10 protein-coding genes and 7 tRNA genes are annotated in these 13,637 nt (G+C 57.0%); 16 read left to right on the top strand and 1 reads right to left on the bottom strand.

Translation table 11 applies throughout. The features are described 5' to 3' along the window. Window positions 1–6 precede the first annotated feature (6 nt). From nagC to R0140_RS19680, 10 genes are all read left to right on the top strand, one after another. A complete protein-coding gene (gene nagC / locus R0140_RS19635) occupies window positions 7–1,227 on the top strand; it encodes a DNA-binding transcriptional regulator NagC (RefSeq protein WP_008805654.1) in 1,221 nt (406 codons plus the stop codon). Window positions 1,228–1,355: 128 nt separating this feature from the next. Continuing rightward, entirely contained in the window at window positions 1,356–2,108 is a 753-nt protein-coding gene (locus R0140_RS19640; protein WP_022065694.1) for an HAD-IIA family hydrolase, read from the top strand. 278 nt (window positions 2,109–2,386) lie between these two features. After that, on the top strand, window positions 2,387–4,051 hold the full coding sequence (gene asnB, locus R0140_RS19645) for an asparagine synthase B (RefSeq protein ID WP_008805652.1): 1,665 nt from the start codon (window positions 2,387–2,389) through the stop codon (window positions 4,049–4,051). Window positions 4,052–4,288: 237 nt separating this feature from the next. Next, window positions 4,289–4,365 (top strand) — tRNA-Met (locus tag R0140_RS19650). Between the two features lie 8 nt (window positions 4,366–4,373). Further along, a tRNA-Leu gene (locus R0140_RS19655) sits at window positions 4,374–4,458 on the top strand. A 23-nt stretch (window positions 4,459–4,481) separates the two neighbouring features. Beyond that, window positions 4,482–4,556 (top strand) — tRNA-Gln (locus R0140_RS19660). Between the two features lie 36 nt (window positions 4,557–4,592). Next, a tRNA-Gln gene (locus R0140_RS19665) sits at window positions 4,593–4,667 on the top strand. Between the two features lie 23 nt (window positions 4,668–4,690). Then, window positions 4,691–4,767, top strand: a tRNA-Met gene (locus R0140_RS19670). A gap of 46 nt (window positions 4,768–4,813) precedes the next feature. Continuing rightward, a tRNA-Gln gene (locus R0140_RS19675) sits at window positions 4,814–4,888 on the top strand. A gap of 75 nt (window positions 4,889–4,963) precedes the next feature. Beyond that, window positions 4,964–5,038 (top strand) — tRNA-Gln (locus tag R0140_RS19680). A gap of 119 nt (window positions 5,039–5,157) precedes the next feature. On the opposite strand, the gene ubiF is transcribed toward R0140_RS19680, so the two are convergent. Then, a complete protein-coding gene (gene ubiF / locus R0140_RS19685) occupies window positions 5,158–6,333 on the bottom strand; it encodes a 3-demethoxyubiquinol 3-hydroxylase (RefSeq protein ID WP_032739319.1) in 1,176 nt (391 codons plus the stop codon). A 179-nt stretch (window positions 6,334–6,512) separates the two neighbouring features. Between ubiF and miaB the strand changes: the two genes are divergently transcribed. The 6 genes from miaB to R0140_RS19715 all read left to right on the top strand — a co-directional run bounded on the left by miaB (window position 6,513) and on the right by R0140_RS19715 (window position 13,567). After that, window positions 6,513–7,937 carry a tRNA (N6-isopentenyl adenosine(37)-C2)-methylthiotransferase MiaB gene (miaB, locus tag R0140_RS19690; protein WP_012542448.1) on the top strand — a complete coding sequence of 475 codons (1,425 nt, stop codon included), beginning with the start codon at window positions 6,513–6,515 and terminating at the stop codon, window positions 7,935–7,937. A 153-nt stretch (window positions 7,938–8,090) separates the two neighbouring features. Continuing rightward, a complete protein-coding gene (locus tag R0140_RS19695; RefSeq protein WP_008805649.1) occupies window positions 8,091–9,137 on the top strand; it encodes a PhoH family protein in 1,047 nt (348 codons plus the stop codon). After that, window positions 9,134–9,607, top strand: a complete 474-nt coding sequence (gene ybeY, locus R0140_RS19700) for an rRNA maturation RNase YbeY (RefSeq protein WP_002894722.1) — start codon at window positions 9,134–9,136, stop codon at window positions 9,605–9,607. The genes R0140_RS19695 and ybeY overlap by 4 nt, the downstream gene beginning before the upstream one ends. 147 nt (window positions 9,608–9,754) lie before the next feature. Next, window positions 9,755–10,633: a CNNM family magnesium/cobalt transport protein CorC gene (gene corC, locus R0140_RS19705; protein ID WP_004197606.1), complete on the top strand. Its 879-nt coding sequence runs from the start codon at window positions 9,755–9,757 to the stop codon at window positions 10,631–10,633. A 128-nt stretch (window positions 10,634–10,761) separates the two neighbouring features. Next, a complete protein-coding gene (gene lnt / locus R0140_RS19710; protein WP_032729653.1) occupies window positions 10,762–12,300 on the top strand; it encodes an apolipoprotein N-acyltransferase in 1,539 nt (512 codons plus the stop codon). Window positions 12,301–12,655: 355 nt separating this feature from the next. Continuing rightward, on the top strand, window positions 12,656–13,567 hold the full coding sequence (locus tag R0140_RS19715) for an amino acid ABC transporter substrate-binding protein (protein WP_012542450.1): 912 nt from the start codon (window positions 12,656–12,658) through the stop codon (window positions 13,565–13,567). The last annotated feature ends 70 nt before the right edge of the window (window positions 13,568–13,637 follow it).

Here is a 13,637-nt window from a genome sequence, read left to right on the forward strand (position 1 = left end):
AAAAGTATGACAGCAGGCGGACAAGCTCAAATTGGTAACGTTGACCTCGTAAAACAACTGAACAGCGCGGCCGTGTACCGCCTGATTGACCAGCATGGGCCTATCTCGCGCATTCAGATAGCCGAACAAAGCCAGCTTGCCCCTGCCAGCGTGACCAAAATCACGCGTCAGCTTATTGAGCGCGGCCTGATCAAAGAAGTCGATCAGCAGGCCTCCACCGGAGGCCGCCGCGCTATCTCTATCATCGCTGAAACCCGCAACTTCAACGCCATCGGCGTGCGGCTTGGCCGCTATGACGCCACTCTGACCCTGTATGATTTAAGCAGCAAGACCCTGGAAGAGGAACATTTTCCCCTGCCCGAGCGCACCCAGGAAACGCTGGAACACGCCCTGCTGAATATCATCGCCACCTTTATCGAAAACTGTCAGCGCAAAATTCGCGAGCTGATCGCCATCTCGGTGATCCTGCCAGGCCTCGTCGACCCGGAAAGCGGCGTGATCCGCTATATGCCGCATATTGCGGTGGAAAACTGGGGCCTGGTCGGGGCGCTGGAAAAACGCTTCAACGTCACCTGCTATGTCGGGCACGACATCCGCAGCCTGGCGCTGGCCGAGCACTATTTCGGTGCAAGTCAGGACTGCGAAGACTCCATCCTGGTGCGCGTGCACCGCGGTACCGGCGCGGGCATCATCTCTAACGGGCGCATTTTTATTGGCCGGAACGGCAACGTCGGCGAAATTGGCCACATTCAGGTCGATCCGCTGGGCGAGCGCTGCCACTGCGGCAACTTCGGCTGTCTGGAGACCGTCGCGGCCAATGCCGCCATCGAACAGCGGGTTCGCCACCTGCTTGAGCAGGGCTACCAGAGCCGTCTGACGCCGGATGACTGCACGATCAAAACTATCTGCAAAGCGGCCAACAAGGGCGATGCCCTGGCCTGCGAGGTGATTGAGTACGTGGGGCGTCACCTCGGGAAAACGATCGCCATCGCGATTAACCTGTTCAACCCACAAAAAATCGTTGTCGCCGGCGAAATAGTGGAAGCTGAAAAGGTCCTTCTTCCGGCCATCGAAGGCTGCATTAACGCCCAGGCGCTGAAAGCGTTTCGCAAGAACCTGCCGGTGGTGCGTTCTACCCTCGACCATCGCTCAGCGATTGGCGCCTTCGCGCTAGTCAAACGCGCTATGCTCAATGGCACGCTGCTGCAGCGCTTGCTTGAGAGCTAATCGCCTCTTTATTGATAGCGCGAAACGATCCGCATCACCCTGTCGCTGGTGGGTATGGTCCACCAGCGATGTGAAACCTCATCGATGACGAGTATAGTTTCGTCTTTGTTAATGATTCTGGACCCACCATGACCATTCAAAACATAATTTGTGATATTGACGGCGTGCTGATGCACGATAACGTCGCCGTTCCCGGCGCTGCCGAGTTTATCAAACGCATCCTCGATAAAGGCATGCCGCTGGTAATGCTGACCAACTACCCGTCGCAAACCGGCCAGGATTTGGCCAACCGTTTCGCCACCGCCGGCATCGACGTGCCGGATACCGCGTTTTACACCTCGGCGATGGCCACCGCCGATTTCCTGCGCCGCCAGGAAGGCAAGAAAGCCTATGTGGTGGGTGAAGGGGCGCTGATCCACGAACTGTACAAAGCCGGCTTTACCATCACCGATGTGAACCCGGATTTTGTCATCGTCGGGGAAACCCGTTCATTCAACTGGGAGATGATGCATAAGGCCGCCTTCTTCGTTGCCAACGGCGCCCGCTTCATTGCTACCAACCCGGATACGCACGGTCGCGGCTTCTACCCGGCCTGTGGCGCGCTGTGCGCCGGGATCGAGAAGATCTCCGGCCGTAAGCCGTTTTACGTAGGTAAACCCAGCCCGTGGATCATCCGTTCAGCGCTGAACAAAATGCAGGCTCACTCCGAGCAGACAGTGATCGTCGGCGATAACCTGCGCACTGACATTCTGGCCGGCTTCCAGGCGGGGCTGGAGACTATTCTGGTGCTCTCCGGCGTCTCCACCCTCGATGACATCGACAGCATGCCGTTTCGCCCGTCGTGGATTTACCCTTCCGTCGCGGAAATCGATATTTTCTGATGCCAACCACGTCGCAGGACGTGGTTTTTCATTTATAGCGCCTGCCAAAAGTCATCCATCTAATAAAAACGGCCTATAAATGCGTATTCCTCAATAAAGTCGCTCAAAAGATACTCTTTTTTTACTGTTCAATAATCACAGTTGCGTTTTTTCTTTTTCAGGCCGCAAAACCCTTGCGCCAGCGCCCCCTTTACGGCATTTTCTTAAGCACGCACTCAGGCTTCGCCACGAGACGAAGCCAGCACAACATCAAACACGACAGGGTAATGGAGAAGGCTATGTGTTCTATTTTTGGCGTACTGGATATTAAAACTGACGCAGGCGAGCTGCGTAAAAAGGCGCTGGAGCTTTCCCGCCTGATGCGCCATCGCGGTCCGGACTGGTCTGGCGTGTATGCCAGCGACAAAGCGATTCTGGCGCACGAGCGCCTGTCTATTGTCGACGTCAACGCCGGTGCCCAGCCGCTGTACAACGCCGAAAAAACCCATGCGCTGGCCGTTAACGGCGAGATCTACAACCATCAGGCGCTGCGCGCGGAGTATGGCGATCGCTATCAGTTCCAGACCGGCTCTGACTGCGAAGTGATCCTCGCGCTGTATCAGGAAAAAGGCCCTGAGTTCCTCGACGACCTGCAGGGGATGTTCGCCTTCGCCCTGTACGACAGCGAGAAAGACGCGTACTTAATTGGTCGCGACCATATCGGTATTATTCCGCTGTATATGGGCCATGACGAACACGGCAACTTCTATGTCGCCTCCGAAATGAAAGCGCTGGTGCCGGTATGCCGCACCATTAAAGAGTTCCCGGCGGGCAGCTACCTGTGGAGCAAAGACGGCGAAATTCGCCAGTACTATCAGCGTGACTGGTTCGATTACGACGCGGTGAAAGACAACGTTACCGATAAGAACGAGCTGCGCCAGGCGCTGGAAGAGTCGGTGAAAAGCCACCTGATGTCCGACGTGCCTTACGGCGTGCTGCTCTCCGGCGGTCTTGATTCATCGGTCATCTCGGCTATCACCAAGAAATTCGCCGCCCGTCGCGTCGAAGATCAGGAGCGTAGCGAAGCCTGGTGGCCGCAGTTGCACTCTTTCGCGGTCGGTCTGGAAGGCTCTCCTGACCTGAAAGCGGCGCAGGAAGTGGCCAACCACCTCGGCACCGTACACCACGAAATTCACTTTACGGTCCAGGAAGGGCTGGATGCGATCCGCGACGTTATCTATCACATCGAAACGTATGACGTGACCACCATTCGCGCCTCGACGCCGATGTACCTGATGTCGCGTAAAATTAAAGCCATGGGCATCAAAATGGTGCTTTCCGGCGAAGGTTCGGACGAAGTGTTCGGCGGCTACCTCTATTTCCATAAGGCGCCGAATGCCAAAGAACTGCACGAAGAGACGGTGCGCAAGCTGCAGGCGCTGCATATGTTTGACTGCGCCCGCGCCAACAAAGCGATGTCCGCCTGGGGCGTGGAAGCCCGCGTGCCGTTCCTCGACAAGAAGTTCCTCGACGTGGCGATGCGCATCAACCCGCAGGATAAGATGTGCGGCAACGGCAAAATGGAAAAACACGTGCTGCGTGAATGCTTTGAATCCTACCTGCCGGCCAGCGTTGCCTGGCGGCAGAAAGAGCAGTTCTCTGACGGCGTCGGCTACAGCTGGATCGATACGCTGAAAGAAGTGGCCGCGAAGCAGATCAGCGATCAGCAGCTGGAAACGGCGAGCTTCCGTTTCCCGTACAACACGCCGACCTCCAAAGAAGGCTATCTGTACCGCGAGATCTTCGAAGAGCTGTTCCCGCTGCCGAGCGCGGCGGAGTGTGTCCCTGGCGGTCCGTCGGTGGCCTGCTCTTCAGCGAAAGCCATTGAGTGGGATGAAGCGTTCAAGACCATGAACGATCCATCAGGCCGTGCGGTGGGCGTCCACCAGTCTGCCTACAAATAAGCCCTGACGGGCGGTGAAACGCGAAACGGACCCTCCGGGGTCCGTTTTCTTTTTGCAGGATTTATGCCGCTGAAAAACGATAAATAACCAATAATTGCCGAATATTGCAGCGAGCTGTTCGCAACCTAACCAAACAGTCACATTACAACGATTTTCCTTGAAAAAGAGGTTGACGCTCGCAGGCCCAATACGCATAATGCGCCCCGCAACGCCGATAAGGTTACGCGAAAAAAAGATGGCTACGTAGCTCAGCTGGTTAGAGCACATCACTCATAATGATGGGGTCACAGGTTCGAATCCCGTCGTAGCCACCATCTTTTTTGCGGGAGTGGCGAAATTGGTAGACGCACCAGATTTAGGTTCTGGCGCCGCAAGGTGTGCGAGTTCAAGTCTCGCCTCCCGCACCATTCACCAGTTAGCGTTGTACGGATGGGGTATCGCCAAGCGGTAAGGCACCGGTTTTTGATACCGGCATTCCCTGGTTCGAATCCAGGTACCCCAGCCATATTTCTTCGATATTTGCGGTTCACCGCGACGGTATTGGGGTATCGCCAAGCGGTAAGGCACCGGTTTTTGATACCGGCATTCCCTGGTTCGAATCCAGGTACCCCAGCCATCGAAGAAACAGTAAGACAATTTGGCTACGTAGCTCAGCTGGTTAGAGCACATCACTCATAATGATGGGGTCACAGGTTCGAATCCCGTCGTAGCCACCATATTCAGGACGTATCGATACGCATCGATAATTCCGAAACAATTTGTTGGGGTATCGCCAAGCGGTAAGGCACCGGATTCTGATTCCGGCATTCCGAGGTTCGAATCCTCGTACCCCAGCCAAATTAAAAAGTCGTTCAGCAGTGAACGCACTGTTGCCCTCAACCGGGGTAGTTACGGTAAAGCGCAACAGACAATTGGGGTATCGCCAAGCGGTAAGGCACCGGATTCTGATTCCGGCATTCCGAGGTTCGAATCCTCGTACCCCAGCCACTTAAATGCAAAAAAGCTCACTTCGGTGAGCTTTTTTGCTATTGGCGTCCTGACACGCTTACGCAGTACTGACTGCCGGGCAGGCGCTCTCCACTACGCCCCTGCCCGGGAAGCCGGTTTTACAAGCCTAAGGCATACTTCAGCGCCTGACGCTTCAACACCCCGGCGCGTTCAGCCGCCATCAGGCCAATATTACGCAGCATCCGCACCGGCGCCAGGTCATTGCTGAAACCGGCATAAAACAAATCCATCCCCGACTGCATGATAAAATTATCCGCTCGCCGCCGCGCCTGGTAGCGCTTCAGCACCAGCAGGCTGGCCCAGTCTTCGCCTCGACCGCGCGCTTCCGCCAGGATCTCCAGCAGGGCATCCACATCGCGGTAGCCAAGGTTAACCCCCTGCCCCGCCAGCGGATGAATGGTATGCGCCGCATCGCCCACCAGCGCCAGGCCGGGCTGGACATACTGCAGCGCATGACGCCGGGTGAGCGGAAAAGCGCCGGCCGCCTGCGGCGTCACACGACCCAGCCGCGCCGGAAAGTGACTGGCGATCTCCTGCTGGAGTTGCGCCATGGTCATGCCCTGCAGCTGACGGATCCGCGCAGGCGTGTCGTACCAGACCAGCGAGGCCCAGTGGTCGAACAGCGGCAGGAAGGCGCGCGGCCCGCTGGGGGTAAACTGCTGCCAGGTGCTGTCGCCGGGATCGTCGGCGCATTCGACGCTGATCAGCATACAAGACTGCTGATACTGCCAGGCGTGTACGCCGATGCCGGCCATCTCCCGCACCTGAGAATTGGCGCCGTCGGCGCCGATCACCAGCCGGGCGTGGATCGCCTCTCCCTCGCGTAAATGCAGCACGGTATGCGCCTCGCCGCGCTGCATCGCCTCCAGTTCGCTACCAACGCGCAGGGTGACCCCTTCATGCGCCGCCAGCGCTTGCCAGAGGCCCCATTGCAGGACCTTGTTCTCGACCATGTAGCCCAGCTCCGGCAGTTTGAGCTCAGCGGCGTCAAAGGCGACGTGCGCGCTCTCCCACTCCCAGGTCTCCAGACGACGATAAGCGTGGACGCGCATCGCCCGTACGGCATCCCAGACGCCGAGGCTCTTCAGCAGGCCGACCGAAGCTGCGCTGATAGCCGAGATCCGCACATCCGGGGCGGATGCCGGATCGAAAGCCGGAGGCGCCGTTTTCTCAAGCACCGTCACGGTAAATCCCTGTTGCGCCAGCCCCAACGCCAGGGCGCCGCCGACCATGCCGCCGCCCACGATGGCGACATCTGTTGCGTGAATTGTCATGGCTATTATCCTTAAAGCAGAATCCGTTAAGTTTACCGGATTTTTTGTTCCCTTGCGGTGATAACGCTCGCACTGGTCAGGGGGCGACCAAAGCATTACAATACGCGCCCTGGAAAGCGAAATTCACCCTGTATATATCCCCGCGTTTTGGATATCTATTACTGAGCATGAGCAAGTCAATGACAAAAAAACTCCATATTAAAACCTGGGGCTGTCAGATGAACGAGTATGATTCATCAAAGATGGCCGATCTGCTGGATGCGACACATGGGTATCAACTGACCGAAGTGGCGGAAGAAGCAGATGTGCTGTTGCTCAATACCTGCTCAATTCGTGAGAAGGCCCAGGAAAAAGTTTTCCATCAGCTCGGACGCTGGAAGCTGCTGAAAGAGAAAAACCCGGACCTGATTATTGGCGTTGGCGGCTGCGTGGCCTCCCAGGAAGGCGACCATATTCGTCAGCGCGCACACTATGTCGATATTATTTTCGGGCCGCAAACCCTGCACCGCCTGCCGGAGATGATTAACGCCGTGCGCGGCAACCGCAGCCCGGTGGTGGATATCAGCTTCCCGGAAATTGAAAAGTTCGATCGCCTGCCAGAGCCGCGCGCCGACGGCCCGACCGCCTTTGTTTCGATTATGGAAGGCTGCAACAAATACTGTACCTACTGCGTGGTGCCGTACACCCGCGGAGAAGAGGTCAGCCGTCCGTGCGACGATATCCTGTTTGAAATCGCCCAGCTGGCGGCGCAGGGCGTGCGTGAGGTTAATCTGCTGGGCCAGAACGTTAACGCCTGGCGCGGTGAGAATTACGACGGCACCACCGGCAGCTTTGCCGATCTGCTGCGTCTGGTCGCCGCTATCGACGGCATCGACCGTATTCGCTTCACCACCAGCCACCCGATCGAATTTACCGACGATATCATCGAGGTCTATCGCGATACGCCGGAACTGGTGAGCTTCCTGCACCTGCCGGTGCAGAGCGGTTCTGACCGGGTTCTGAATCTGATGGGACGCACCCATACCGCGCTGGAGTACAAAGCGATTATTCGCAAGCTGCGTGAGGCGCGCCCGGATATTCAGATAAGCTCTGACTTTATTGTCGGCTTCCCTGGCGAAACTACAGACGATTTCGAAAAGACGATGAAGCTAATCGCCGACGTCAATTTCGATATGAGCTACAGCTTTATCTTCTCCGCTCGTCCGGGCACCCCGGCGGCCGATATGGTCGATGACGTGCCGGAGGAGGATAAAAAGCAGCGTCTGTATATTCTGCAGGAGCGGATCAACCAGCAGGCGATGGCCTGGAGCCGTCGCATGCTCGGCACGGTACAGCGCATTCTGGTGGAAGGCACGTCGCGTAAGAGCCTGATGGAGCTTTCCGGGCGCACCGAGAACAACCGCGTGGTCAACTTCGAAGGTACGCCGGATATGGTCGGTAAATTCGTCGATGTTGAAATCGTCGATGTTTACACCAACTCGCTGCGCGGCAAAATCGTGCGTACCGAGGCGGAGATGGGTCTGCGTATCGCTGAATCACCTGAATCAGTGATTGCCCGCACCCGTAAAGAGAACGATCTTGGCGTGGGTATCTATCAGCCGTGATCCCTTCAGGCCTGTCGGTTCCGGCAGGCCTTGTAATTCCTCTCTCCGTCCCTATATCTACAGCAATGCTTGCGCCATTTTCCTGTGACGTAAATAATTTCCTGATTAGCCGGCCACGCGCCGCGTCCGGCCACCTGCGTAAAGAGGAACAGTTTGAACATAGACACTCGTGAAATTACCCTGGAGCCAGCGGATAACGCACGCCTGTTAGCCTTGTGCGGCCCGTTTGACGACAATATCAAACAGCTGGAGCGTCGGTTAGGCATTGAGATCAACCGCCGTGACAATCACTTTAAACTGACCGGACGCGCTATTTGCGTACACGCCGCCGCCGATATTCTGCGCAGCCTGTATGTCGATACGGCGCCGATGCGCGGTCAGATTCAGGATATTGAGCCGGAGCAGATCCATCTGGCGATCAAAGAGGCGCGCGTGCTGGAGCAGAGCGCCGAGAGCGTGCCGGAGTACGGGAAAGCCGTCAATATCAAGACCAAGCGCGGGGTGATCAAACCGCGTACGCCGAACCAGGCGCAGTACATCGCCAATATCCTCGATCATGACATCACTTTCGGCGTGGGTCCGGCGGGGACGGGTAAAACCTATCTGGCGGTGGCGGCGGCGGTCGATGCGCTGGAGCGTCAGGAGATCCGCCGTATTCTGCTGACCCGTCCGGCCGTCGAGGCTGGCGAAAAGCTCGGCTTCCTGCCCGGCGATCTGAGCCAGAAAGTCGACCCATATCTGCGCCCGCTGTATGACGCGCTGTTTGAGATGCTCGGCTTTGAGAAAGTAGAGAAGCTGATTGAGCGTAACGTCATCGAAGTGGCCCCGCTGGCCTATATGCGCGGACGAACGCTGAATGACGCCTTTATCATTCTTGATGAAAGCCAGAACACCACCATTGAACAGATGAAGATGTTCCTGACCCGCATCGGCTTTAACTCCAAGGCGGTGATCACCGGCGATATCACGCAGATTGACCTGCCGCGCAGCACCAAATCCGGTCTGCGCCACGCCATCGAAGTGCTGGCCGAAGTCGATGAGATCAGCTTCAACTTCTTCCATAGCGAAGACGTGGTGCGCCATCCGGTGGTTGCCCGCATCGTGAACGCCTATGAGGCGTGGGAAGCCGCAGACCAGAAACGTAAAGCAGAACTGGCCGCCGAGCGAAAACGCGAAGCCCAGGAACAGGAGCAAAAATGAGTCAGGTGATCCTCGATTTACAGCTGGCCTGCGAAGAGACCAGCGGCCTGCCGGACGAAGCCCTTTTTCAGCGCTGGGTTGATGCCGTCATTCCGCCATTTCAGGAGGAGTCAGAGTTAACGATTCGTCTGGTCGATGTTGCAGAAAGCCACGAGCTGAACCTGACCTACCGCGGCAAGGATAAGCCGACCAACGTCCTCTCCTTCCCGTTTGAAGCGCCGCCGGGGATTGAAATGCCGCTGCTCGGCGATCTGATCATCTGCCGTCAGGTGGTGGAGCAGGAAGCCAGCGAGCAAGGTAAACCGCTGGAGGCGCACTGGGCGCATATGGTGGTGCACGGCAGCCTGCATCTGCTGGGCTACGATCATATCGAAGACGACGAAGCGGAAGAGATGGAAGGCCTTGAAACAGAGATAATGCTTGCTCTGGGCTATGAGGACCCGTACATTTCCGAGAAGATTGCTGAATAGCCCCCTGCCGGATGGCGGCGCTTGCGCCGCATCCGGCCGCTGTTCCTGCATTTTGCCAGCCTGAACGTCAGGCAACCCATGCCGTCCGGCGCTGAGTTTACGCGCGACGAGCGACAGTTAAATCAACATGAGAACCCAAACGACGCCATGAGCGACGACAATTCACACAGTAGTGACACAGTAAACAGCAAAAAGGGATTTTTCTCCCTGTTACTCAGCCAGCTTTTTCACGGGGAACCGAAAAACCGTGATGAACTGCTGGCGCTGATCCGTGATTCCGGGCAGAACGATCTTATCGATGAAGATACGCGTGACATGCTCGAAGGGGTAATGGATATCGCCGACCAGCGGGTCCGCGACATTATGATCCCCCGTTCACAAATGATAACCCTGAAACGTAACCAGACGCTGGACGAGTGCCTGGATGTCATTATCGAATCCGCCCACTCGCGTTTCCCGGTCATCAGTGAAGATAAAGATCACATCGAAGGGATTCTGATGGCCAAGGATCTGCTGCCGTTTATGCGCAGCGACGCCGAAGCCTTCAGCATGGAAAAAGTGTTACGGCCGGCGGTTGTCGTCCCGGAAAGCAAGCGGGTCGACCGCATGCTGAAAGAGTTTCGCTCACAGCGCTACCATATGGCGATCGTTATTGACGAATTCGGCGGCGTCTCCGGCCTGGTGACCATCGAGGATATCCTTGAGCTCATCGTCGGGGAAATTGAAGACGAATACGACGAAGAAGAAGATATCGATTTCCGCCAGCTGAGCCGCCACACCTGGACGGTGCGCGCTCTGGCCTCCATCGAAGACTTCAACGACGCCTTCGACACGCACTTCAGCGATGAAGAAGTGGATACCATTGGCGGGCTGGTGATGCAGGCCTTCGGCCATCTGCCGGCCCGCGGCGAATCTATCGACATTGATGGTTACCAATTCAAGGTGGCAATGGCAGATAGCCGTCGTATCATTCAGGTGCATGTAAAGCTGCCCGATGACGCTCCCCAGCCGAAGCTGGAAGAGTAAGCCGCGGCGCTGAAGGTCACGGCCAGCCGGGAGACAGACCGTGGGCGATCCCCGGCTGTCCCCTCCCCCTGCTGGCAAACAGCATAGCCTGTGGCAACAGGCGTTAATTTACGGGACGATTAGCCTAAATGGTATTTGCCTCTCTTCTTGAACGCCAGCGCGTACGTCTGCTGCTGGCGCTGCTATTCGGAGCCAGCGGAACGCTGGCTTTTTCACCTTATGACTTCTGGCCGGCAGCTATCGTTTCGCTGATCGGTCTGCAGGCGTTAACCCTCAACCGACGCCCGCTGCAAAGCGCCGGGATCGGCTATTTCTGGGGATTCGGGCTGTTTGGCACCGGTATCAACTGGGTCTATGTCAGCATCGCGCAATTCGGCGGTATGCCAGGTCCGGTTAACGTCTTTCTCGTCGTTCTGCTGGCGGCCTATCTCTCGCTCTATACCGGCCTGTTTGCCGGCCTGCTCTCCCGGCTGTGGCCCAAAACCAGCTGGCTGCGGGTGGCTATCGCCGCCCCCGTCGTCTGGCAAATCACCGAGTTCCTGCGCGGCTGGGTGCTGACCGGCTTCCCATGGCTGCAGTTCGGCTACAGCCAGATCGACGGCCCGCTGAAAGGTCTCGCGCCGGTGATGGGCGTCGAGGCGATCAACTTCCTGCTGATGATGGTTAGCGGCCTGCTGGCCCTGGCCCTCGTCCAGCGTAACTGGAAGCCGCTGGCTATTGCCGCGCTGCTGCTCGCCCTGCCGTTCCCGCTGCGCTATATCCAGTGGTATCAGCTGCTGCCGGAGCGCGCGACCCAGGTCTCGCTGGTGCAAGGCGATATCCCACAGGCCATGAAGTGGGACGAGAAGCAGCTGGTCAACACCCTGAAAACCTACCTGGCGCTGACCCAGCCGCATATCGGCCACTCGCAGCTGATTATCTGGCCCGAGTCGGCGATCCCGGATCTGGAGATCAACCAGCAGCAGTTCCTCAGCATGATGGACGATCTGCTGCGCGCCAAAGACAGTTCGCTGATCACCGGCATTGTCGATGCGCGTCTCAATAAGCAGAACCGCTACGATACCTACAACACCATCATTACCCTCGGTAAAGATAACCCGTACCGCTACGACTCGACCAACCGTTACAACAAGAACCATCTGGTGCCGTTCGGTGAGTTTGTGCCGCTGGAATCGATTCTGCGTCCGCTGGCGCCGTTCTTTGACCTGCCGATGTCCTCCTTCAGCCGCGGCCCCTACGTGCAGCCGCAGCTGATGGCACATAACCTGAAGCTGACCGCCGCCATCTGCTACGAGATCATCCTCGGGGAACAGGTACGCGATAACTTCCGGCCGGATACCGACTTCCTGCTGACCATCTCCAACGACGCCTGGTTCGGTAAGTCCATCGGTCCATGGCAACACTTCCAGATGGCGCGGATGCGCGCGCTGGAGCTGGCCCGCCCACTCCTGCGCAGCACCAACAACGGCATTACTGCGGTGATCGGCCCGCGCGGCGAGATCCAGAAGATGATCCCGCAGTTTACCCGCGAGGTGTTGACCACCACCGTGACGCCCACCAGCGGCTTAACCCCTTACGCCCGCACCGGCAACTGGCCGCTATGGGCGCTGACGGCGCTGTTAGGCTTCGCTGCGCTACTGATGAGCCTGCGTCAGCGTCGCCGATAAGTTTCTCCGCCGGCGACGCCCGTCGCCGGCATTTTTTCTCCCCGCGCCAGCCATCCTGGCACAGTCATTGCTTTATTCTCCCTGGTAGCGCCATCGTCCGACCCAGTGCAACCGGGTTGCACCATAAACGTTCGGCGGTCGCGCTATTTTGGTGCAATGGAAGATCTTTGCCTCCCATTGGTGCGGAGCACTTCGCAAAAATAAACAATAAAACAGCAAAATCTTTACATTAAGCCAAACTAAATGCTAACAAACACATACAAATGCGGCACGTGGACGCGTGCCTCGAATAACAACACACACAATCACAATGGGTATCAATAGCGCCGCTGACGCTACGGATAAGGAGTTGGATATGCAATTACGTAAACTGGCCGCCGCAATGCTGGTCATGGGTGTGACCGCCGGTCTGGCACACGCAGAAGATGCCGCCCCGGCGGCAGGCCAGAGCACCCTGGATAAGATCGCCAAAAATGGGGTTATCGTTGTCGGCCATCGTGAATCTTCAGTCCCGTTCTCTTACTACGATAACCAGCAGAAGGTTGTGGGCTACTCTCAGGACTACTCCAACGCCATCGTTGATGCCATCAAGAAAAAGCTGAACAAGCCGGACCTGCAGGTCAAACTGATCCCGGTCACCTCGCAGAACCGTATCCCGCTGCTGCAGAATGGCACCTTTGATTTCGAGTGCGGCTCAACCACCAACAACCTTGAGCGCCAGAAACAGGCGGCCTTCTCCGATACCATCTTCGTGGTCGGCACCCGTCTGCTGGTGAAGAAAGGCGGTCCGATCAAAGATTTCCCGGACCTGAAGGATAAAGCGGTCGTTGTCACCTCCGGAACCACCTCAGAGATCCTGCTGCATAAGCTGAACGATGAGAAAAAAATGAATATGCGCATTATCAGCGCCAAAGATCATGGCGACTCTTTCCGCACCCTGGAAAGCGGACGCGCCGTGGCCTTTATGATGGATGACGCTCTGCTGGCCGGCGAACGCGCCAAGGCGAAGAAACCGGATAACTGGGAAATCGTCGGCACCGCACAGTCGAAAGAAGCCTATGGCTGCATGCTGCGTAAAGACGATCCGTCGTTCAAAGCGCTGGTCGATGAAACCGTTGCTCAGGCCCAGACCTCTGGCGAAGCGGCGAAATGGTTTGATAAATGGTTCAAAAATCCAATTCCGCCGAAAAACCTTAACCTGAACTTCGAACTGTCTGACGACATGAAAGCGCTGTTCAAATCACCTAATGACAAAGCACTGAACTAATTATAACAACCAGGGGCGGGATATCCTGCCCTCCCGATGATTGTCACAGCACGGACAGACTATACGGTGG

The sequence above is a fragment of the Klebsiella sp. w6 genome (assembly GCF_033100215.1).
GTDB classification, from domain to species: Bacteria; Pseudomonadota; Gammaproteobacteria; order Enterobacterales; family Enterobacteriaceae; genus Klebsiella; species Klebsiella variicola.